Source organism: Yinghuangia sp. ASG 101 (assembly GCF_021165735.1).
Classification (GTDB): domain Bacteria; phylum Actinomycetota; class Actinomycetes; order Streptomycetales; family Streptomycetaceae; genus Yinghuangia.
The window spans coordinates 7115354-7136112 of record NZ_CP088911.1 but is presented as its reverse complement, the minus strand read 5'-3'; the positions used below and the strand labels follow the sequence as shown (position 1 = coordinate 7136112).

The following is a 20759-nucleotide window of genomic DNA, read 5'->3' as shown; positions in this document are numbered from 1 at the left end:
CCGTGCCGCAGTCGCAGTCCACCGTCACCACTCTGGACGCCCTGGTCGTGGGGGCCGGCATCTCCGGCATCCACCAGCTCTACGCGCTGAACCGGCAGGGCGTGGACGTACGGATGGTCGAAGCGGGGGCCGGGGTGGGCGGCGTCTGGTTCTGGAACCGCTACCCCGGCGCGCGCTTCGACTCCGAGAGCTACACCTACGGCTACTTCTTCTCCCCCGAGCTGATCGAGGAATGGGACTGGAGCGAGGAGTACGCCGGTCAGCCGGAGACGGAGCGCTACCTCAACTACGTCGTCGACCGGTTCGACCTGCGCCGGCTCATCACGTTCGACCAGCGGGTGGTCTCCGCCGTGTGGGACGGCGAGGCGCACCGGTGGACGGTGACGACGTCCACCGGTGATGTCTGGAAGCCCCGCCACCTCGTCACCGCGCTCGGGATCCTGTCCGCGCCGTCGTTCCCCAGCGCCCCTGGGCTGGAGAACTTCCGCGGGGAGTGGGCGCACACCGGACTGTGGCCCGACGAGGGGATCGACTTCACCGGCAAGAAGGTGGCGGTGATCGGCACCGGCTCCAGCGGCGTCCAGATCATCCCGCCGGTGGCCAAGGACGCCGCGCAGTTGGTGGTGTTCCAGCGGAGCCCCAACTGGTGTACGCCCATCAACAACTTCGCGATCACCCCGGAGCGGATGGCCGACATCCGCGGCAGGATCGGCGAGATCTGGGAGGCCACTCAGCTTTCGCCGTCCGGCTCGATGCACCGCCCGATGCCGGAGTCCTCGCTGGAGATGTCGGCGGACGAGCGGCGGGCCCATTTCGACCGCCTCTACGACTCCCCCGGCCTGATCATGGCACTGGGCAATTTCCGCGACGTGTCCGTGGACAAGCGGGCCAACGACAACGTCACCGCCTACATCGCCGAGCGGATCCGGGCCCGCGTGCACGACCCCGAGGTGGCGGAGCGGCTGATCCCGAAGGACCACGGCTTCGGGCAGAAGCGACCGCCGCTGGAGAATGGCTACTACGAGGTCTTCAACGAGCCCCATGTGTCGCTGGTCTCCACCGGTGAGGAGCCGATCGTCCGGTTCACCGAGACCGGGATCGAGACCGTCCACGGCCACCACGACCTGGACGTCATCGTCTTCGCCACCGGCTTCGAGGCGGTGGTCGGCTCCTACAACCGCATCGACATCCACGGTCGCGACGGCCTGGCCCTGCGCGACCACTGGGAGGCGGGCCCGCGCACCTACCTCGGCCTCACCGTGGCCGGGTTCCCCAACCTGTTCCTGGTCGGCGGCCCGCAGAGCGTCACCGGCGTGATCCCCCGGGCCACGGATTTCCAGGCCGACTGGGTGGCGGCCACGGTAGCCGACATGCGGGAGCGCGGCCGAACCGTCGTGGAGCCCACCGAGGCCGCCGAGGACGAGTGGATCGACCACGTCAACGCCGGGGTCGCCGGCACCTTGCTGGAGACCGCCGAATCCTGGGCGTTCGGGTCCAACGTCCCGGGCCGCAAGCGCGCCTACCTGCTCTACGCCGGAGGTCTGCCCCAGTACCGCGAGCGGGTCACGGCGGCCACCGCCGACGCCTACCGCGGCTTCACGTTCTCATCCTGATCGGGTCAACGACGAATGGAGTGGCAGGAGATGAGCACCAGAGCAGCAATCCTTTGGGGCGTCGGCGAGAAGTGGAGCGTCGAGGACGTCGACCTCGCGGAGCCCGGGTTCGGCCAGGTACGGGTCAAGATCCACGCGACCGGCCTGTGCCACTCCGACGACCACGCGGTCACCGGAGACATGCCGACGCCGTTCCCCCTGGTCGGCGGGCACGAGGGCGCCGGCGTCGTCGAGGCGGTCGGGCCCGGCGTCACCCGCGTGGCTCCCGGCGACCACGTCGTCCTGATCTTCCAGCCGCCCTGCGGCCACTGCCGCAACTGCGCCCGCGGACGGTCCAACCTGTGCCTCAACGCCGCGTTGCAGGACTACGGCGCCGCCAAACCGTTCAAGGCCCGCGGCCGGGACATCGCGGCCACCGGCGACCTGGGCACCTTCGCCGACGCCACGGTTGTCTCCGAGCGCTGTGTCGTGAAGATCGCCAAGGACGTCCCGTTCGCCGCGGCCTCCCTGCTCGGCTGTGCCGTCACCACCGGTTGGGGCGCGGCGGTCTACCTGGCCGAGGTCGAGCCGGGCGACAACGTTGTGGTGATCGGCAGCGGAGGCGTCGGCATCAACTCGGTGCAGGGCGCGCGGCACGCCGGTGCCAACCTCGTCGTGGCGGTCGACACCGTCGAGCTGAAGCGCCGTAAAGCCCTGGAGTTCGGTGCCACCCACGCGGTCGCGTCGGTCGAGGAGGCCAAGGAACTGCTGGCTGAGAACACCGACGGCCGCATGGCCGACGCGGCGATCCTCTCGGTGGGGGTCGGCGACGGCGGCATACTCGGGCAGATCGTCGACCTCACCGGTCCGGCGGGCACCACCGTGGTCACGTCGGTGTCGCCGTTCGCCTCCACCAGCGTCGACCTCAACCTCGCGCTGTTCACGCTGAGCCAGAAGACCCTGCGGGGCAATGTCTACGGTGGCGTGCAGGTGCACCGGGACATCCCGCTCCTGCTCGACCTCTACCGCCAGGGCCACCTGAAGCTCGACGAACTGATCACCAAGACCTACACCTTGGATCAGATCAACGAGGGCTACGCCGACATGCACGCGGGCAAAAACCTCCGCGGCGTCATCGCGTTCTGAGCCACACGCAGGGAAGGCCCGGCGGTGACCGCCGGGCCTTCTCGCGGTTCGGTTCAGTGGGTGGCGGCGGCCAGGTCGTCGGTGAGGTGCTTCAGGTAGAAGCCCATCCGTTTCGGGAGCCCCAGGAGGACGACGCCGACCATCCGGCCATCCCTGCGATAGCCGATCGCGGCCGCGCCGGAGAGTTCTCCCTCCAGCACCTCGACGTCGGTGGCCAGGGCCGGTTGGCCCAGGGCGCGGATGTTCACCGCGGCCTGATCGGACCAGAACGTGGGCACGGTGCCGAACGGCTTCTCCGGAGGACGGCCGGTGAGGTCGCCGACGAGTACGGCCGCGGCGTACAGGCTGGTGTCGACGGCGACCTGCCAGTGCTCGATGCGCCGAGGCGTCGCGTCGTAGAGCGCGTTGGGGAAGCGGGCGACGTCACCGACTCCGACGGTGCCCCTCCGGCCGCCGAGCCGCAGGAACTCGTCGCAGACGACGCCGTCGGCCAGGTCGAGTCCGTTGCCCGCGAGCCAGTCGGTGGCCGGCCGCGACCCGATCGCTTCGACGACGACGTCGGCCGCGAGCCGGGTGCCGTCCGACAGGACGACGCCTCCCTCGTCGACCGAGGCGACGCCGGTGCCGAGGTGGAAGTCCACACCGACGGCGGAGTGCCGCCGCCGCAACTCCGCGCCCACCAGCGGCCCGAGCGCGGCGGCCATGGGCAGTTCGTCGATCGCCGCGACCGACACGGCGCAGCCGCGGGCGAGCGCGGTGCTCGCCACCTCGCAGCCGATGAACCCGGCGCCGATCACGACCACCCGGGCGCCCGGACGCAGCCGTCCGGCGAGTGCCTGGGCGTCGTCCAGGGTGCGCAGCACGGCCCTGGGGCCGCCGAGGGATTCCGGCAGCCGCCGCGCGCGGACACCGGTGGCGGCCACCAGCCCTTGGTAGCGGAGCACGGTCCCGTCGTCGAGAGTGACCGAGCAGGCGTCGAGATCGGAGGCGACAGCGCGGCGTCCGAGCCGCCACCGCAGGGGATGTTCGGAGTCGCGCCGACGCAGTTCGACGCCCGTGTGGTCGCCGCCTTCGAGCAGCAGCTTCTTCGACAGCGGCGGACGCGTGTAGGGCATGTGGGCCTCGTCGCCCACGAGGGTGACCAGGCCCTCCCACCCGTGGCGGCGCAGCCCTTCGGCCGTGCGCAGGCCGGCGAGGCCGGCTCCGACCACGACGATTCCGGCGTCGTCGACGACCATCGCCTGAGTCCTTTCGCGCGGCGTTTCCCGGTGGCCCATGGCCCTTCTCCTCCTGGCGGGTTCAGACGACGCCGGCGCCGTGCAGGCGGGCGATCTCATCGCGGCCGAGGCCAATCTCGGCGAGCAAGGCGTCGGTGTGTTGGCCGAGTTCGGGCACGTCCCCCATCGCCGGTTCGCTCCCGGCCAGCCCGATCGGTGGCAGCAGCGCGCGGAACTCCCCACCGGGGGCCCGGACCGTGCGCCACCGGTCCCGTTCCCGCAGCACCGGATGGTCCAGGAAGTCGGCGACCTGGTTGATCGGCGCGTTGGCGATGCGCAGCTGGTCCAGGCGCTCTTCCGCCTCCTCGCCGGTGTGCCGGGCGAAGGCGTCGGCGATGTACGCGTCGAGTTCGGCGCGGTGCGCGACGCGGTCGGCACCGGTGCGGAACCTGGGGTCGTCGGCCAGCGCGGCGTCGTCGAGGAACTGCGCGCAGAGCGCCCGCCATTCGACGTCGTTCTGGATCGAGAACAGGACCTCGCGCCCGTCCCTGGCCCGGTACGCGCCGTAGGGCGCGATGGTGGCGTGGTGGGTGCCGAGTCGAGGCGGCTGGGCGCCGGTGAACTCCGTGTAGTAGGCAGGCTGGCTCATCCACTCGGCCAGCGCGTCGAACAGCGCGACCTCGACCGGCCGCACCGCGCCGGTTGTGGCTCGGACCAGCAGCGCGGTGAGAACGCCCGAGAAGGCGTACATCCCGGCGGCGATGTCGGCCACGGAGATGCCGACCCGGGCGCCCGAGTCAGGGACGCCCGTGATCGAGACCAGGCCGGTCTGACACTGCATGAGCAGGTCGTAGGCCTTGCGGTCGGCCCACGACCCGGTGCTGCCGTAGCCGTTGACGGCGCAGCCGATCAGTCTCGGATTAAGCGCGGCCTGCGCGTCGAGGCCGAAGCCGAGCCGGTCCACCGCGCCCGGCCCCAGATTGTGGACGAAGACATCGGCCCGGGTGAGCAGGGCGTGCAACACCGCGCGGCCCTCAGGCGCCTTGACGTCGAGGGTGAGTGACTCCTTGCCGCGGTTGAGCCAGACGAAATAGCTGGACAACCCGTGGACGGCCCGGTCGTACCCGCGGGCGAAGTCGCCGCCTCCGGGCCGTTCGATCTTGATCACCCGGGCGCCGAGATCGGCCAACTGCCGTGTCGCGAACGGGGCCGCCACGGCTTGTTCCAGGCTGACCACGGTGACGCCGTCGAGCGCCCGGGAGTCGATCATGACCGACACCCTACATCATTGTTGTGGTTTTACTATGGTGAAAGACTATTGGCTCACGGGTGGGAACACGTGAGGAGGAGCAGCCATGGAAGCCGACGAGGATGCGCGCCAGGGGCTTGTGCACGGCCTGCGCTGGGGGCTGAAGAAGTCCTTCCTGGACTACATCCGCGGGATGCCCGACGGAAGGGGGTCGGTCGGCGACGGCGCGGTGCCGGTCGGGACCGGAGACCTCTTCTACGCGCACGACGCCGAGAGAAGCGGCGCCGGGGTGTGGGCATTCCGCGGCGATGTCCGGTTCAGTGGGCACTTCGGCCTGCTTTTCGTCCGCGTCGCCAACCCCTGGCTGGAGGTTGACGACAGCAGCGTGGTCGTGAGCATCGAGGATCCGCAGGCCCGGACGGACGCGCCGCGTGTCCCGCTGGTGGCGGGAACGCTGCGGCGGCTCGGCGACCGGGAGGGCACCGAGGTCTGGGGCAGCGACGACGTCGCCCTGACGGCCGCGGGCGTCGAACTGTTCAACGACGTCTACGCCGAGGGCGAACCGTTCGAACCCCTGGTGGCGCAGCTCCCCCTGGGCCGGGCGGGCTGAGCGTCGGGAACGGCATCGCCGGACGCCTGTCGCCTGTCATGTTCCTTTGTTATGCTCACAATAGTGCCTTTGCATAATAGTGGGAGTGTGCGATGACCACTGGCGAGAAACCCCTCGAACGCGTCCTGGTGATCGGTGGCAGCATCGCCGGCACTCTGGCCGCCGCCGCGGTGGCACCGCACTTCACCGAAGTGGTGCTTCTCGACCGGGACGAGCTGCCGGAAGAGCCGGTGTTCCGGAAGGGCGTCCCGCAGGGCGCGCACTTCCACGCCCTGCTGGCGGCCGGGCGGCAGGCGATGGACGAACTCCTGCCGGGCTTCTCCGAGCACGCCTTCGCGATGGGCGCCGCCCGGCTGGACTCCGCCCAGGACGTGATGCGGCTGGACCGCGTCGGCTGGTCCCCGCGCTTCCCGTCCACCCTCGAATTCCTCATGGCCAGTCGGCCGCTGATCGAAAAGGCGCTGCGCGACAAGGCCAAGGAGCTTCCCGGGGTTCGCTACGAGTCCGGCGTCGAGGTCACCGGCCTGACGGCGCACGACGGACGTGTCACCGGAGTCCGCACGAAGGACGGCCGCGCGTTCCGCGCCGATTTGGTCATCGACGCCAGTGGCCGCTTCTCGCGGGGCGTGGAATGGCTGCACGAGCTGGGCTACCCGGCTCCGACCGAGGAGATCGTCAACGCCCACTGGGGCTACTCGTCGACCTTCCTGCGGGTGCCCGAGAACTGGTCACCCGGCTTCCGGGCCCTTGCCGTCACGCCCTTCGGGGACGGTGCCCTGAGCGCCGCCTCGGCCTCCCGCGCGATGGCGATGTGGGTGGTGGAGGGCGACCGCCGCTGGATCCTCACGGTGCAGGGATCGGCCGGCGACCACCCGCCGCGCACGGAGGCGGCGCTTCGCGCCTTCATCTCCTCGATCGGCGTCCCCGAACTCGACAAGGCCCTGGCCGACGTGGAGTTTCCCGAACCCATCTCCATGTGGCGCGACACCCGCAGCCGGCTGCGGGACTTCGCCGGCCGGCCGAACCGCCCCGAGGGCTTCCTGACCGTGGGGGACGCCTGGATGGGCTTCAACCCGGTCTACGGCCAGGGCATGACCGCCGCCGCACTCGAAGCCCGGGACCTCCGCGACGAGGCGGCCGCCCACCTGGCCGCGACCGCGGGCGACCTGACCGGGCTGCCGGAGCGCTTCTACACGAAGGCCGACGCCCTGATCAAATACTGCTGGCACAGCTCGAACGCCCTCGACCACCGGGTTCCGGGCGTCGAGTACACCGTCGACGGCGAAGCCCGCCAAGTCGACCCGAGCTCATCGGACTTCACCGACCGCCTCGCCGCGTACACGGCCCAGGACCGGGAGCGCTACATCCGCTACCGGGAGACCACGCAGCTCCTGCGCGATCCCGCGTGGCTGAGCAGCGACGAGGTCGTCTCCGCCGTCCGGGCGAACTGGGACGAACTCGGCCGGGCCATCGTCCCGCGCTGACGCTCGCTGCTGTCCCGCACCGCTCTCCCCGGCGGCACCGCGGCGGGAAAACGCACCCAACTCGGCGCTACTGCGTCCAGTCCATACTGGTCGGAGGCGGAGAATCCGGGGGCTCTCTCCACCGGTTCACCAGCGAACTCGTGATCAGCGAACTGGTCGCCAACGCCATCCGCTACGCGGGCGGGCCGATCCGCGTCCGCCTGATCCGTGACACCGGCTCCCTGGTCTGCGAAGTCCGCGACCCCGGCAACACCCAGCCGAGAATGCAACGCGCCCGCTCGATGGACGAGGGCGGCGCCGCGGACTCTTCCTCGTCGCCCAGATGACGGACCGCTGGGGCTGCCGCTACGACCGCAGCGGCAAGACAATCTGGACCGAACAGCCCATCCCCACCGCGGCCTGACCGCCCCCATCCGACGACGGCAGGCGTTCGTCCGAAAGTTGGACACCGAGCGCAGGCGAGCCGGTCACAGCAATCGGTCGACCAGGGTGTCGAGGTAGTCCGGGGTGAGGGGGCCCGCGCCGAACAGGACGCGGATGTACATGGGGGCCATCAGATGGTCGAGCACGCCGAGGGCGTCGGGTGGGTTTTCGCCGCGGTCGCGGGCGCGGTCCAGCATGGACTGGAGCTGCCGAACACGTTCGGCGAACAGGGCGTCACGGGCGTGGAGCCCCGGTTGGCCGTTGTTGGACAGGGCGACGGCCAGGCGCAGCACCGCCACGCCGTCGGGCCCGGTGATCTCACGGGCCACATTGGCCGCGTAGGTGCGTAGGTCGCCGGCCAGGCTCCCGGTGTCGGGCATCGGCGACTGCGCGTTGAGGCGGGCGAGCAGCACGTCGGCGAGCAGGTTCTCCAGGTTTCCCCACCGGCGGTAGATGCTGGTGTCGGCCACTCCCGCGCGGGCCGCCACGTCGCCGACGGTGAAGGCGCCGTAGCCGCGTTCGCCGACCAGCTCGGTGACGGCCTGGTGCACTGCCGTGCGGACGCGGGCGCTGCGCCCTCCCGGCCGCTTGGGTCGTTGCTGCTCGTCCATACCCCCACCTTAACGCAGTTCACACTTGCGTTTGTGCGGTGTGCCGCCCTACAGTTCCCAGCTAATGCAGCCGAGGACTGCTTTTAGTGGTCGTCGACGCGGGAGAGGAATCGCCATGGGGTCATCGCCTGGGGCCGCAGGCAGTCGTTCGAACCGGGCAGTGTTGCTGACAGTGACCTGCCTGGGCCAGTTCATGGTGCTGCTCGACAACACGATCGTCGGAGCGGCGCTGCCCGAGATGCAGCAGCGGCTGCATCTCCACCTGACCGGCCTGCAATGGATCGTCGACGCGTACGTCCTGCTGGTCGCCATGCTGCTGCTGTCCGGCGGCGTCTTCGCCGACCGCTTCGGCCGCAAGCGGGTCTACCTGACCGGTGTGGCGGTCTTCACCGCCGCGTCGCTGCTGTGCAGCGTCGCGCCCTCGCTCGGCTGGCTGATCGCCGGACGGGTGCTCCAGGGCATCGGCGCCGCGGCACTCAGCCCCGCCTCACTGGCGCTGCTGGTCGCCGCCCATCCCGTTCCGCAGGAACGCGTCAAGGCGATCGGGCTGTGGGCCGGGTTAAGCGGCATCGGCCTGGCCGCCGGGCCGGTGGCCGGTGGCGTGCTCGCCGACGCCTTCGGCTGGCCCGCGATTTTCCTGGTCAACCTGCCCATCGGCGTGTTCCTGCTGCTGGCCGGCGCGCGCGTCCTGGACGAGTCCCGCAATCAGGCGGCGCCCGCGATCGACATCCCGGGGACAGTGCTGTCCATTCTGGGGGTGGGGGTGCTGACCTACGGGCTGATCGAAGGCGGCGCACAGGGCTGGACATCACCGGTGATCCTGGGCAGCTTCGCCACAGCGGCGGTCATCCTGGCCGCGTTCTTCGCCGTCGAAGGGCGGCGTTCCACACCGATGTTGCCGCTGCGGCTGTTCCGGCGGCGGCTGTTCACCGTGTCCAACGCCGCCATGGTCGTGGTGGGCTTCGCCCTCATGGGGTCGTCGTTCTTCTTCTCCCAGTTCTTCGTGTACGTCCAGGGCAGCTCGGTTCTGCACGCCGGCCTGCAAACCCTGCCGACCTCCGTCGCCATGGTGATCGTCAGCCCGTTCGCGGGTCGGTTCACCGCCGTGTACGGCTTCCGGATCGTGGTCACCACCGGCCTGGCACTGGCCGGACTGGGCCTGCTGGCACTGGGCTTCGTGCACGCCGACACCGGTTACGCGAATGTGTGGTGGCGGCTTGCGGTCGTCGGTATCGGCTTCGCCCTGGCCATGTCGCCGCTGACCGGCGCCGCCGTCCTGGCGGGCGGTCCGCAGGAGGGCGGCCTCGCCTCGGGCGTCAGCAGCACCGCCCGGCAGATCGGCGCGGTGCTCGGCGTGGCGGTGCTCGGCGCCATCGTCCGCACCCGGCAGTCCGGCGGCGCCTCCTTCGAGACCGGCCTCAACAGCGCCTTCGTCGCGGCTGGCGCCGTCACCATGGCCACTGCCGTACTCACCGGCCTGTGGCTTTCGAGCAGTCGCTCAGGTCGCGCGGGGGGCGCCGTGGCGCAGGCCGTCGAGAAGGAGGGCGGTGATCTTCCGGGCCTCGTCGAGCCATCCCTCGGCCACCCGCATCGCGCAGACACCGCCCGAGGCCCGCAGCAGGGTGGGGCCGGTGACGTCGCCGCGGACGGTGCCGGCCACGCTGCCGGCGGCAAGCAGCCGGGTGAGGGCGTCTCCCCTGCGGGTGCGGGCGTCGTCGAAGAACGGTGAGTCCGTCGCCATGATGCTCTCCAGCGTGACGGACATCCCCTTGCCCACGGCGGCGTGGTCCACGAGCAGCAGCAGGAAGCGCCGCAGGGCCTCCTCCGGGGCGTGGCGGCCCAGCGTGCCGCGAGTGCCGCCGCAACATCGTTGAGACTGTCTCTGATGACAGAGGTGCATGCGGCGGAGATCTGTGGTCCGTGGTGCGCGACGCGGTGCAGGGCGAGGCGGACGCTCCGGTGCGGTCGGCGTGGTCGTCGGCGTAGGCGCCGAGGTCGGGGGCCAAGTGAGTGACCCGCTGTCGTCGGGCCGCCTGGCCAAGGCAGGCAGAGAACGGCGGGGTTACCAGGGCGGGATGCAGTCGCAACCCGGGCATAGCTGCAACGAGCGTCCCGCCCGCCCTGAGCTGCGCGTTCGGGCAAGCACAGGGCCCCGCCGCGGACCGCACGAGGCCGGCGGCAGGTTCGAGGTTTGGTTCTGAGTCCAAGGCCACGACGGACACCTTTGACGTGGAGCCGCTGACCGACGTTGTGCGGCGGTGGTGGATCGCGGCCGGCGGCGATCCCGCGCAGGCCGAAGAGGACCGACTCCGGACCGAGGAGCTTGCGACACTCACCCGCCGCTTCCGGCCGAGACCGCTGGCCGTGTATGAGTGGGAGCACCTGGTCGACAAGACCGGCCCCGCGGTGTTCGCGGCGCTGCCGACCGACGACCAGCGATCGTTTGCGGACGACTTCCACCACGCCGCAGTCGATGCTGCGGTCGAACTCGACCACAGCGGACTCCTGGATGTGGTGGGACGGTACTGGCCGACAGCGATGATCGCGGCCAACCCCGACGAGCACGCGCGAATTCTGGACGACATGCGCCGGCTGGAAGCCGGTGACGCAACCCTGTTCGATTGACGCGTGGTGAGTGCGGACCACCGGCAGACCCCTGGGGACCAGATGTAACGGCAGTACGAAGAACACGCTCTGGTGTACATCGAGGGGCTGGACCTCGCACAGGTAGTCGCCCGGCTGCACGACGCTGCGACTGGCCCCGTGCCCGCCGGGCACGGCAGCGATTCGAACCCGGCACTCACCGCTGAAACAGCGCGTCCTGATCGACTCAGCCGTCGACTACGAGCTGAACTTCCCGCCCTGTACGAGGACACACCAGCCGTGCTCTGCGACCTCGCACCCCCGAGCACCCGCCCACGGCAGCAAAGCCGTGCCGATGCCGCTGCGGGGCGGCGCGAGCGGGGCTGCGTCCATGTCCAGGTCGGCCAGCGCGCGCCAGTTTCCTGTGGCCGTACAGGTGCCAGTCCACCACCTCGGACAACTTTTCGGCCGAGGAACTGCTCGCGATGGTGCTGACCTGCGGATGAACCTGGCGGACATGTCAGTGACGTGGCGAGCGCGGCGGTATGCAGTCACTCGATTGAGCGTGAAAGCTGCGATGCCGTCTCAGGGCCGAACTCTCGACGAGTGCGTCCGGTGCGACTGTTCCCAGGGTTCGACCAGGGGTGCGTGGCTTGGACGCGCGATTCTCCGTGACTTGCTGCCTTTCAGCCACGACTGGTGAGGCGGCGGTCAGCCTTTGCGATGGGAAGTGGGCGGTGATCCGGCCGTTGCCTGAGGTTGTTCCTCGGTCTCGTGGGTGGCGGCCCAGGATGCGAGCAGGCGGAGGGCTTCCGCGGAGGGCGAGCCGGGTTCGGCGGTGTAGACGGTGAGGGTGAGGCCGGGTTCGGCGGCCATCTCCAGGCCTTCGTAGGCGAGGGTCAGTTCGCCGACGACGCCGTGGTGGAAGCGTTTGCTGCCGGTGCCGTGGTGGCGGACGTTGTGGGCGCCCCAGCGGGTGCGGAACGCGTCGCTGCGGGTGGAGAGTTCGCCGACAAGGTCGTGGAGGTCCTTGTCGTGGGGGTTGCGTCCGGCCTCGGTGCGCAGGATGGCGACGCAGATGTCGGCGGCGAGTTCCCAGTCGGGGTAGAAGCGGCGTGCGTCCGGGGCGAGGAACTGGAAGCGGGCCAGGTTGGCGGGGCGGCGGTTCGGGGCGTCCTCGGCGAAGGCGTACGCGTCGGCGTAGAAGGCGCGGGCGAGTGCGTTGGCGGCGAGCAGGTCCATGCGTCCGTTGCGGACGAACGCGGGGCCGGCGGTGACCGCGTCCAGGGTCCATTGCAGGCTGCGGTGCAGGGCCGGTTGCCGGGCGGCCGGGCGGCGGCGGGGCCGGGCAAGGGTGTCGGAGCCGTCCGCGGCCCGGGCGAGGTTGCGCAAGTGGGCGCGTTCGGCGCCGTCGAGTTGCAGGGCGCGGGCGATGGCTTCCAGGACGGCCGGGGAGACGCCGGTGAGATTGCCGCGTTCGAGTTTGGCGTAGTACTCGACGCTGACGTCCGCGAGGGCGGCCACCTCGCTGCGGCGCAGGCCGGGCACGCGGCGACGGCCCCCGACGGGCAGCCCGGCCAGCTCGGGGGTGATCTTGGCGCGTCGCGAGGTCAGGAACTCGCGGACTTCGTCGCGGTTGTCCACCCCTTGACGGTACGTCGAGGCGCTGCGGGTTGGGATGTACTGCCGGTACACCCCTTCTCAGGAACTCCCTCCGGGGCCGGAAGCGGGGTTGCATGGTTGCCGTGGCGCTCCGCCTGCTGCCGCGTGTACGCGGCGCGGAGCGCCCTGCCCCCGGGACGAGGGTCGACCGCATACGGGTGAGCGTGGCTTGGCTGCGCGCGCCTGACCCGCCGGTTCCGGGGCCCGTCCTTGAATGGCCCGAGGGCCCGGCGGCCGTTCTGCGGCCCGCCCTCTGGAAGAAGTGGAGTTCAACCATGCGTGGTGTCGTGATGCACGCCCCTGGCGACGTCCGGGTGGAGGAACGCGAGGACCCGGCGATCCTCGCGCCGACCGATGCGGTGATCCGCCTGGCGGCGACGTGCGTGTGCGGGTCGGACCTGTGGCCGTACCGCGGGATCGAGCAGGTCGACGGCCCCGCGCCGATGGGGCACGAGTACGCCGGCGTCGTCGAGGAGGTCGGCAGCGCGGTCACCACGATCCGGCCGGGCCAGTTCGTGGTCGGGTCGTTTTTCGCGTCCGACAACACCTGCGAGATTTGCCGGGCGGGCTACCAGTCCTCGTGCGTGCACCGCGAACCGGTCGGAGCGCTCGGCTCCCAGGCCGAGCGGCTGCGCGTCCCGCTCGCGGACGGCACCCTGGTCGCCACCCCGGGCATGCCCGACGACGACCTGGTCCCCAGCCTGCTGGCCGCGTCCGACGTGCTGGGGACCGGCTGGTTCGGCGCGGTCGCCGCGCAGGCCGGGCCCGGAAAGACCGTCGCGGTCGTCGGGGACGGAGCGGTCGGTTTGCTCGCGGTGCTCGCCGCCAAGCGGCTCGGCGCGGAGCGGGTCATCGCGATGAGTCGCCACGAACCGCGGCAGAAGCTCGCCTTGGAGTACGGAGCGACCGACATCGTCGAGGAGCGCGGCGACGCGGGCGTCGCCCGGATCAAGGAGATGGCCGGCGGACTCGGAGCGCACTCGGTGATCGAGGCGGTCGGCACGCAAGAGTCGATGATGCAGGCCATCCGCTCCACCCGCCCCGGCGGGCACGTCGGCTACGTCGGCGTCTCCCACGACGTCGCGCTGCCGGGCGAGGAGCTGTTCTTCTCCCACGTCCACCTGCACGGCGGGCCCGCGCCGGTGCGGCAGTACCTGCCAGAGCTGATCGACCTGATCTGGCGCCGGGAGATCGACCCCGGCAAGGTCTTCGACCTCGCCCTCCCGCTCGACCAGGCCGCCGAGGCGTACCGGGCCATGGACGAACGCCGCGCCATCAAGGCCCTCCTCACCGTCTGACCCGCGCCCCCGCCGCAACCGCACCAGGGGCATTCCGATGCATCTCACGCCCAGCACGCCCACCGCCAAAGGGCCGGCAGACCGGTTCACCGGCGACGTCTACCTCAACATGATCTCCGCGCCCGCCGAACCGGCCTACATGGTCGCGGCGTTGGTGCGGTTCACCCCCGGCGCCCGGACGAACTGCCACTCCCACGCCCGCGGTCAGGTTCTGCACATCACCGACGGCGTCGGCCTGGTCGGCGCCCGCGACGGCCACGTCGTCCGGGTCACCGCCGGCAACACCGTCACCTGCCCGCCCGGCGAAGACCACTGGCACGGCGCCGCCGACACCACCCTCATGGCCCACCTCGCCCTCACCGTCGGCGACCGCACCGGCGACGGCACCACCTGGCTGGAGCCGGTCACCGACGAGCCGTACAACGCCGCCCTCGCCGCCCATCACTGAGCTCCGCCCGCCAGACCACACATCCCCCAGGCCCGAGCGGCGTGGTTCCCCTGGCGGGCCACCGACACAGCCGAACCCCGGGAGGGGCTGATGATCCGCTTCGTCGCAGCGGCCACGACGGCGGCGCTGCTGCTGACCGCGACCGCCTGCACCCAAGGAACGACGCCCGCCGCCGACGCCACCGCCCGGACCAGCCCCACGTCGCCCACCATCCCATCCACCGCGTCTCTGGGAGAGGCCGCCGTCGTGAACATCCGCGTCACCCTCGACGGGCAACCCGTCACCGCCACCTTGAACACCAGCCCCGCCGCCCGGGACCTGGCCTCACTGCTCCCGCTCACCCTCGACCTGGAGGACTTCCACGAGACGGAGCGCATCGGCTCCCCGCCCCGCAAGTTGACCACCGAGCAGGCCCCCGAACCGGCCGCGGCCGAAGCCGGCGACATCGCCTACTACGCCCCGTGGGGCAACCTCGCCTTCTTCTACCGAGACGGCCCGCCCGCCTCCGCAGATCTGCTGATCCTCGGCCGCATCGACACCAACCCCGACCGGCTCGCCCGAGCCGAGCACATCACCATCGAGGCCACGCCCTGACACCGGCCGCCACACCCCGCCCCCGCACCATCGCTGGAGAGAACTGATGAACCCCACCTACGACTTCACCGGACAGGTTGCCTTCGTCACCGGTGCCTCCTCCGGGATGGGCCTGGCCGCCGTCCGCGCCTTCGCCGCCTCCGGCGCCGCCGTCGCCCTCGCCGACATCGACGAAGCCGCCGTGCACCAGGCCGCGCAGGAACTCACCGACGCCGGCCACCAAGCCCTGGCGCTGGTCTGCGACGTCAGCGACGAGGACCAGGTCGCCGCCGCCGTCGACCGCACCGTCGAGGCATTCGCGCGCCTGGACATGGCCTACAACAACGCCGGCATCATGGTCCCCGCCACCGACGCCGCCGACGAGAGCGCCGACCAATACGACCGCGTCCAGGCCGTCAACCTGCGCGGCATCTGGGCGAGCCTGAAACACGAACTGCGCCACATGCGTGAACAAGGCAGCGGCGCCATCGTCAACTGCTCCTCCCTCGGCGGCCTGGTCGGCAACCCCGGGCGCGCCGCCTACCACGCCGCCAAACACGGCGTCCTCGGGCTCACCAAAAGCGCCGCACTCGAATACGGCCCCCGCGGCGTCCGTATCAATGCCGTCTGTCCCGGCACCATCGACACCCCCATGGTCGACCGCATGGCCGCCGGCGGAGACCTCGACCGCAACCAGGCCGAAGCCGGCCAGGCCATCGACCGGCTCGGCACCGCCGACGAGATCGCCCAAGCCGTGCTGTGGCTGTGCAGCGACGGCGCCGGCTACGTCACCGGCATCGCCCTTCCCGTCGACGGCGGCTACACCGCCCGCTGACACCGTCACGAAGCGATGACCGAGTTCCATGGCCGCCCCGTACGTCCCGGCGTCCCTCGTGCGGTGGGTCGACGCGGTGGCGCGCTTCGCGCCGACGGAGCGCGAAGTTCGCGGTGACCGCAGCCCGCCCGTCGGCCGACCGGCAGAGGCGAGGGTGGGACAACTCGTCAGGCTGGACGCCGTGTTCTGTGTCCGCGACGGGCGTCACGAGGCTTTTCCTCTCGACCGTCGGGTGTTTACGGGGCATCGTCTGTCGAAGTCGCGTCACTGGCAAGCTTGTTGCTGTTCGGATCGGCTAGGGGAAACTCGGGGGCGCGCTGATGAGTGGGTGGGACGGCGGTGCGGAGACAGGGCCTGATCCGACCGGGTCGACGCAGGCGTCCGGCGATGCGGACGCCACGGTTCGTTCGGCTCCTGTGGGAGGTTCGGCGGGATCGCTTCTGCCGGGTGACCCGCGGCAGTTGGGTGCCTTCTACCTTGACGGCCGGCTCGGGGCGGGCGGTCAGGGGGTGGTGTACGAGGGCTACGGTCCCGACGGCACCCGCGTAGCCGTGAAGGCCCTGCACGGGGTAGGGGACGCGGATCGGGAGAATCTGCGCAAGGAGGTCCGCGCGTGGCGGCGGGTGGAGCCGTTCTGCACGGCCAAGGTGCTCCAGGACGACATCGGCGGCCCGGTGCCGTTCGTCGTCAGCGAGTACGTGGCGGGTGCGGACCTGCGGCGCGCGGTCGGATCCGGTGCCCCGTTCGGGCCCGAGGAGTTGCGGCGCCTGGCGATCGGGGTGGCCACCGCGCTGGTGGCGATCCACCGGGCCGATGTCGTGCACCGGGACCTGAAGCCGGAGAACATCCTCCTGGGCCCCGACGGGCCCGGGTGATCGACTTCGGCATCGCCCGCGTCCTGGTGGGCAGCGCCTCCGCCGGCCTGCCCATGGGGACCCTGCGGTACATGCCGCCCGAGCGGTACCGGGGCGAGCCCGGCGACGGCAAGGCCGACGTGTGGGCCTGGGGCGCGGTGGTCCTGTTCGCCGCGACCGGCCGCGACGCCTTCGACGGCGACAATCCCGCCGCGCTGGCGAGCCAGGTCACCCACCACCGCCCCGACACGTCCGGGCTGGAGGAGCCGCTGCGCTCCCTGGTCGACGCCGCACTGTCCAAGAACCCAGGCGACCGGCCGACGTCCGAGGAACTCCTGCTGTCCCTGGTCGGCCGCGCCGACTTGGCCGCCGCGGTGAAGGCCGCGGAGCACGGCGGGCGGCGCGGACCACGCGAGCCGTCCCGCGCCGAGATCGCCGAGGCGGTCTTCGGCTGGCTCGACCCCGAGGCGCAGGAAGCCGTGTCCGCGGTGCTGCTGCGCCTGGTCGCGCCGGGCGAGCGGGCCGAGGACACGCTGCGCTCGGCCCGCCGGGCCGAGTTCGCCGACGACCGGGCCTCGGACGAGGCGATCCACCGCATCCTGCGGGAGTTCACCGCCTCCGGGATCCTGGTCTGGGACGGCGACACGGTGACCCTGTCCAGCGCCGCGCTGATCCGGTCCTGGCCCCGGCTGCGCGCCTGGGTGGACGCCGAACGCGACGGCCTGGCACAGCGGGTGGTACACCACCGACGAGGTTGCCGCGCTGCTCGACGTGGACCCGTCCACGCTGCGGCGCTGGCGGACGATGAGCCCGCCGCAGGGGCCGCCGTTCGTTCCTCTGACCTCGCGCCTGACGATGTACAGCATTCCCGACGTCCAGGCATGGCTGGCGACGGTCCGCGTCGACCCTGCTCAGGAGGCCGCGTGATGGACAGGACCGATATGCCGTTGGGCATACCGCTGTCGTCGGACATCGGTACCGCCCCGAGTTCCACAACGCCTACCGCGCCCGGGTCCGCTGGGTCGAACCCGGCACCGGGCGGCGCCAGTCGCGCTCCGAGTCGTTCCCGACCGAGGAGGAAGCCCGCGCGTGGATCGCCCGCATGGAGCAGTCCGCGTCCCGTGGCATCACTCCGACGACCGCGAGCATGACGCTGGCCGAATACGGCGACCGTGTCTGGGACTTGGCGATGCGCGGCCTGGAGGCGAAGACCCTCGTTCCGTACGGCGCGGGGTGGCGGCTGCGCGTCGTGCCCTCGCTCGGGCATCTGACCGCCCAGGCCGTCACCGCCGGGGCCGCGGACCGCGCGGTCCTCGGGTGGATCGCCGAGCAGGCGGGCCGTTCCAGCGTCAAGAACAGCCTCGCCGCGCTCGCACGCGTCATGCAGCAGGCGGTCCGCGACGGGCTGATCGACACCAACCCCGCCAAGGTCGTGGGCTGGCAGCAGCTCTACCGGCAGGCCGAGGACGAAGCCCACGACCCGCGCGCCCCGGCCATCAAGGACTGGCCCGCGCTCCAGGACCTCGCGGCGGCACTCGTCGCGCGGTCGCACGGCCGGTACGAGGGCTGGGGCGAGGTCGTGGCCGCACCAACGCCTCGTCCAGGACATGGACGACTCCCGCACTCTGGACTGCGTCGAATGGTGCCGTCCCCGAAGGGGGCACGCACTCCCACGTGCACGAAATACCTCATGCTCCCCTGCCTGTCCGAACCACCACGACATCCCGAGGCCGCATCCGCCGAATGTCACGCTCTGTAATCAAAATCAAGTTACTGAGCGGGTGTTATGTCCCGTGGTGGTCCCGTGACTCCGACATTCGGTACATGACCGACACCGATTCCGCGCCGGAACAGCCCCGCACCGCACTTGTCAGGCGCATGCAAAAAGGCCCGCCGACCTGGGGTTTCCCCCTGATCATCGGGCCTTTCCCTGCACCGTCGGGACGACAGGATTTGAACCTGCGACCCCTTGACCCCCAGTCAAGTGCCTTTGCTATCAAGGCAGTTCGAAAGTTTACGGGCACACGCACCGACGTCTGTTTGCAGACGGTTCGTCCAACAGTGCGCATGTCGTGTGGTCCCCACGTGGTCCCCGAAGCCGGTGACGGACTGTCACTCCCCAGCCGGCCGACAACGATCGGCGGTGCTGCGGCTCGGCATCGGTCAACGTGATGACAAGGTGTACGCGCACTCGGAGCGGCCTATCGCCGGAATCCTCGGTCGGCAGCGCGGCCGGGCAGGGGGCCGAATGGTTCGAACCACGCGTCTGCGTGTGTGTCGAGAGTTCCCGCAGCCTGGCTCAGGTCGTTGTCGGGGATGGCGACCCCGTTCCTGTCGTCCTCGTAGAGCATCTGGAAGTCCCAGTCCTGGTAGAGGATCGACTGGCATTCGCCCCAGTCGTAGTCGTCGGGGAACTTGGGAAGTCGGCGGTGCTCTCCGGTCTCGCGCTCCATCTCGGCGTACGCAGGCGCGTCGTCGAGGGCGATATCGAGGACGACTTCCTCGGCGAGGCAGCGCGGTTCGGGCCAGTGTCCATGCTTGAGGTCGCCTGCGAGGTCGTCGCAGGCACGGGCGATCCGGCGTCGCCATGGGAGGCCCTGGGTGCGGGTGAGGTGGGGCAGCCGGTCAAAGAACATCCACGATTCGTCCTCTGCCACAGGGGCGTCGCCGTGTTCCTCGCAGTCCCCGTACGCCTCGTCGGCGAGCACCGACAGCGTGGTGGTCAGGACATGTGCGGTCCTGGGCGTCAGGTGCCAGGATCCGCATGTCTCGCATTCCTCGACGTCGCCGCACGCGCAGTTCGGAGCCGGGAACAGCGCGGCGAAGTCGGTCCTTCCCCTTTGTCTGCGCAGCCTGGTCGGGCCGGTCGTGCGGGTGCGGTGCCCCGGTCCGAAGTCCGTCACCATGTGCGTGGTGGACCATTGGTGCAGCTCGTCCCCGCTGTCGGGGTCGAGGCGTTCCACGTGGCCGGTGGCGGTGATCGTCTCGGCTCCCGGCGCCTCCGGTGAACCCACGAAGAACAGCAGCGCGCCGACGAGATCATCGGGGTCGTCGTCCTCGTCTTCCGGCGGTTGCGGAATCTGTCCGCCGGCCAGCGCCTTCGCGACCAGCTCCGCGCGGTTGTGGACGTGGAACTCCAACAACTGGGTCAAGCGAATGACCGTTCCCGGCAGGTCGGCAAGCCTTGCGGCCGGGTCGGCTCGCACAAGTCGCTCGGCGACCGGCGCCGCGGCCTTGTCACTCACAGCGCGTCCGCCGCGCAGCTCTTCCCACTGCACCACGGGTGATGGGGCCGGCGGCCACGCTCCAGAAGCGATGTGGGCAGCGGCCTGACGCAGCGAAGCCGCCGGCGCCTGCGGCAGCAAGGCAGTCAAGTGATCCAGCGTCGCACCGCCGTCTGCCCTGTTCATCACGGACGCGGTGAGGTAGTCGGCGACGCGTTGGGCCAGCACGGGCGAACGGCAGGTCAGAACCGCCTGCAAAGCAGCGGGGCCGGTGCTGCTGCCGACCAAGGCGTACACGCGGCTTCTCGCTCGGCTGTGCTCGGCGTAGAACGCGGAAGGCAGACAGGATCGAAGGTTGGGTCGCGCGGGCATGAGGACTCCCCTGCATGCGGTTCTGCTGCGTGCAGCAGCAACCGCGTCAGTGATGAGGATCGAGGAGCGCTGGTAGGCGCGGTACAGCCGCGCCTCCGGGCGAGTGTGTCGACTGGTGCCATCGGTACGACCGACGGCCCGGGTCCCAACTCGCATGCTACTGGCGCCTCTTCCCTCATGTCCCGGGAACGCCGTGATCTGTCCGCATCGTCGGCGTCCGCCAGGGGCTGGCGGGCGACTCGGTCCAAGCCCGCCCCGACGTGGGCGAAATCCTGGTGCAGGTGGCGGTCGAACATGCCGCCGATCACCAGCACGTCGAACACCGGTGCAGTCGAAGCGACCAGGTCGTCGACGTCGTTCGTGGCGGCGAGCAGGTCGAGCACCGGGGCGTGGACAGTACGCTCGACTGCGCCGAAGAGTTCGAGCTGACCGTGGTGTCGGTGGAGTAGCACCTCGCTGACGTGCCTCTACAACCGAGACAGGGCCCTGTGCCGCCGTCTGGACTCCGACGACGCCCCGCGCCTGGACCGCTGCCGGCCGTCGTACGCGAACGTCGTGACAGGGCGCGCGTCGCAGAG

At 70.7% G+C, this 20759-nt stretch carries 19 protein-coding genes and 2 pseudogenes; 15 read left to right on the top strand and 6 right to left on the bottom strand.

Features of this window, described 5'->3' with window-relative positions; translation table 11 throughout:
• The first annotated feature begins 2 nt into the window (after positions 1–2).
• Both LO772_RS30505 and LO772_RS30500 read left to right on the top strand, forming a co-directional pair.
• Complete coding sequence (locus LO772_RS30505; RefSeq protein WP_231775247.1) at positions 3–1613, top strand: flavin-containing monooxygenase; 1611 nt, start codon at positions 3–5, stop codon at positions 1611–1613.
• Between the two features lie 30 nt (positions 1614–1643).
• Complete coding sequence (locus LO772_RS30500; RefSeq protein ID WP_231775246.1) at positions 1644–2738, top strand: NDMA-dependent alcohol dehydrogenase; 1095 nt, start codon at positions 1644–1646, stop codon at positions 2736–2738.
• A 53-nt stretch (positions 2739–2791) separates the two neighbouring features.
• Here LO772_RS30500 and LO772_RS30495 read toward each other — a convergent pair whose 3' ends face one another.
• Complete coding sequence (locus tag LO772_RS30495; protein WP_231775245.1) at positions 2792–4015, bottom strand: NAD(P)/FAD-dependent oxidoreductase; 1224 nt, start codon at positions 4013–4015, stop codon at positions 2792–2794.
• A 22-nt stretch (positions 4016–4037) separates the two neighbouring features.
• Positions 4038–5225, bottom strand: a complete 1188-nt coding sequence (locus LO772_RS30490; RefSeq protein ID WP_231775244.1) for a CaiB/BaiF CoA transferase family protein — start codon at positions 5223–5225, stop codon at positions 4038–4040.
• 85 nt (positions 5226–5310) lie between these two features.
• On the opposite strand from LO772_RS30490, the gene LO772_RS30485 reads away from it, so the two are divergent.
• From LO772_RS30485 to LO772_RS30475, 3 genes and pseudogenes are all read left to right on the top strand, one after another.
• Positions 5311–5814 (top strand): HtaA domain-containing protein, encoded by a 504-nt coding sequence (locus LO772_RS30485; protein ID WP_231775243.1) that lies wholly within the window; start codon positions 5311–5313, stop codon positions 5812–5814.
• Between the two features lie 92 nt (positions 5815–5906).
• A complete protein-coding gene (locus LO772_RS30480; RefSeq protein ID WP_231775242.1) occupies positions 5907–7298 on the top strand; it encodes an FAD-dependent oxidoreductase in 1392 nt (463 codons plus the stop codon).
• A 125-nt stretch (positions 7299–7423) separates the two neighbouring features.
• Positions 7424–7701 (top strand): annotated as a pseudogene (locus LO772_RS30475) (ATP-binding protein); the annotation flags it as partial.
• A 64-nt stretch (positions 7702–7765) separates the two neighbouring features.
• Here the strand turns inward: LO772_RS30475 and LO772_RS30470 are convergent.
• Positions 7766–8332, bottom strand: coding sequence for a TetR/AcrR family transcriptional regulator (locus LO772_RS30470; protein ID WP_231775241.1), 567 nt, complete (start codon positions 8330–8332; stop codon positions 7766–7768).
• 115 nt (positions 8333–8447) lie between these two features.
• Between LO772_RS30470 and LO772_RS30465 the strand changes: the two are divergent.
• Positions 8448–9860 (top strand): annotated as a pseudogene (locus LO772_RS30465) (DHA2 family efflux MFS transporter permease subunit); the annotation flags it as partial.
• Here the strand turns inward: LO772_RS30465 and LO772_RS36135 are convergent.
• Positions 9831–10232: an SbtR family transcriptional regulator gene (locus LO772_RS36135; RefSeq protein WP_331717285.1), complete on the bottom strand. Its 402-nt coding sequence runs from the start codon at positions 10230–10232 to the stop codon at positions 9831–9833. The pseudogene LO772_RS30465 and the gene LO772_RS36135 sit on opposite strands and share 30 nt — an antisense overlap.
• Positions 10233–10561: 329 nt before the next feature.
• Here LO772_RS36135 and LO772_RS30460 point away from each other — a divergent pair, with 329 nt between their 5' ends.
• The gene (locus LO772_RS30460) at positions 10562–10957 is read left to right on the top strand and encodes a DUF6247 family protein (protein WP_231775239.1); all 396 of its coding nucleotides are present in this window, start codon (positions 10562–10564) and stop codon (positions 10955–10957) included.
• Between the two features lie 669 nt (positions 10958–11626).
• Here the strand turns inward: LO772_RS30460 and LO772_RS30455 are convergent.
• The gene (locus LO772_RS30455; protein WP_231775238.1) at positions 11627–12559 is read right to left on the bottom strand and encodes a helix-turn-helix transcriptional regulator; all 933 of its coding nucleotides are present in this window, start codon (positions 12557–12559) and stop codon (positions 11627–11629) included.
• Positions 12560–12852: 293 nt separating this feature from the next.
• Between LO772_RS30455 and LO772_RS30450 the strand changes: the two genes are divergently transcribed.
• From LO772_RS30450 to LO772_RS30420, 7 genes are all read left to right on the top strand, one after another.
• On the top strand, positions 12853–13875 hold the full coding sequence (locus tag LO772_RS30450) for a zinc-dependent alcohol dehydrogenase family protein (RefSeq protein WP_231775237.1): 1023 nt from the start codon (positions 12853–12855) through the stop codon (positions 13873–13875).
• 37 nt (positions 13876–13912) lie between these two features.
• Entirely contained in the window at positions 13913–14323 is a 411-nt protein-coding gene (locus LO772_RS30445) for a (R)-mandelonitrile lyase (protein WP_231775236.1), read from the top strand.
• 90 nt (positions 14324–14413) lie between these two features.
• Positions 14414–14917 carry a cyclophilin-like fold protein gene (locus LO772_RS30440; RefSeq protein WP_231775235.1) on the top strand — a complete coding sequence of 168 codons (504 nt, stop codon included), beginning with the start codon at positions 14414–14416 and terminating at the stop codon, positions 14915–14917.
• Between the two features lie 46 nt (positions 14918–14963).
• Positions 14964–15731 carry an SDR family NAD(P)-dependent oxidoreductase gene (locus tag LO772_RS30435; protein WP_231775234.1) on the top strand — a complete coding sequence of 256 codons (768 nt, stop codon included), beginning with the start codon at positions 14964–14966 and terminating at the stop codon, positions 15729–15731.
• A gap of 461 nt (positions 15732–16192) precedes the next feature.
• Positions 16193–16606: a protein kinase domain-containing protein gene (locus tag LO772_RS35985; RefSeq protein WP_269453117.1), complete on the top strand. Its 414-nt coding sequence runs from the start codon at positions 16193–16195 to the stop codon at positions 16604–16606.
• The gene (locus LO772_RS36455) at positions 16603–17736 is read left to right on the top strand and encodes an nSTAND1 domain-containing NTPase (RefSeq protein WP_443089336.1); all 1134 of its coding nucleotides are present in this window, start codon (positions 16603–16605) and stop codon (positions 17734–17736) included. Before LO772_RS35985 ends, LO772_RS36455 begins: the two co-directional genes overlap by 4 nt.
• The gene (locus tag LO772_RS30420; protein ID WP_231775233.1) at positions 17733–18344 is read left to right on the top strand and encodes a hypothetical protein; all 612 of its coding nucleotides are present in this window, start codon (positions 17733–17735) and stop codon (positions 18342–18344) included. Before LO772_RS36455 ends, LO772_RS30420 begins: the two co-directional genes overlap by 4 nt.
• Positions 18345–18786: 442 nt before the next feature.
• Here LO772_RS30420 and LO772_RS30415 read toward each other — a convergent pair whose 3' ends face one another.
• The gene (locus tag LO772_RS30415; protein WP_231775232.1) at positions 18787–19737 is read right to left on the bottom strand and encodes a hypothetical protein; all 951 of its coding nucleotides are present in this window, start codon (positions 19735–19737) and stop codon (positions 18787–18789) included.
• A gap of 704 nt (positions 19738–20441) precedes the next feature.
• On the opposite strand from LO772_RS30415, the gene LO772_RS30410 reads away from it, so the two are divergent.
• The gene (locus tag LO772_RS30410; RefSeq protein ID WP_231775231.1) at positions 20442–20630 is read left to right on the top strand and encodes a hypothetical protein; all 189 of its coding nucleotides are present in this window, start codon (positions 20442–20444) and stop codon (positions 20628–20630) included.
• The last annotated feature ends 129 nt before the right edge of the window (positions 20631–20759 follow it).

Excerpts from the sequence above, each read along its gene's own strand:
- LO772_RS30500 (WP_231775246.1), top strand. The coding sequence starts at position 1,644 with ATGAGCACCAGAGCAGCAATCCTTTGGGGCGTCGGCGAGAAGTGGAGC.
- LO772_RS30495 (WP_231775245.1), bottom strand. The coding sequence starts at position 4,015 with ATGGGCCACCGGGAAACGCCGCGCGAAAGGACTCAGGCGATGGTCGTC.
- LO772_RS30490 (WP_231775244.1), bottom strand. The coding sequence starts at position 5,225 with ATGATCGACTCCCGGGCGCTCGACGGCGTCACCGTGGTCAGCCTGGAA.
- LO772_RS30485 (WP_231775243.1), top strand. The coding sequence starts at position 5,311 with ATGGAAGCCGACGAGGATGCGCGCCAGGGGCTTGTGCACGGCCTGCGC.
- LO772_RS30480 (WP_231775242.1), top strand. The coding sequence starts at position 5,907 with ATGACCACTGGCGAGAAACCCCTCGAACGCGTCCTGGTGATCGGTGGC.
- LO772_RS30470 (WP_231775241.1), bottom strand. The coding sequence starts at position 8,332 with ATGGACGAGCAGCAACGACCCAAGCGGCCGGGAGGGCGCAGCGCCCGC.
- LO772_RS36135 (WP_331717285.1), bottom strand. The coding sequence starts at position 10,232 with ATGCACCTCTGTCATCAGAGACAGTCTCAACGATGTTGCGGCGGCACT.
- LO772_RS30450 (WP_231775237.1), top strand. The coding sequence starts at position 12,853 with ATGCGTGGTGTCGTGATGCACGCCCCTGGCGACGTCCGGGTGGAGGAA.
- LO772_RS30445 (WP_231775236.1), top strand. The coding sequence starts at position 13,913 with ATGCATCTCACGCCCAGCACGCCCACCGCCAAAGGGCCGGCAGACCGG.
- LO772_RS30440 (WP_231775235.1), top strand. The coding sequence starts at position 14,414 with ATGATCCGCTTCGTCGCAGCGGCCACGACGGCGGCGCTGCTGCTGACC.
- LO772_RS30435 (WP_231775234.1), top strand. The coding sequence starts at position 14,964 with ATGAACCCCACCTACGACTTCACCGGACAGGTTGCCTTCGTCACCGGT.
- LO772_RS30420 (WP_231775233.1), top strand. The coding sequence starts at position 17,733 with ATGACGCTGGCCGAATACGGCGACCGTGTCTGGGACTTGGCGATGCGC.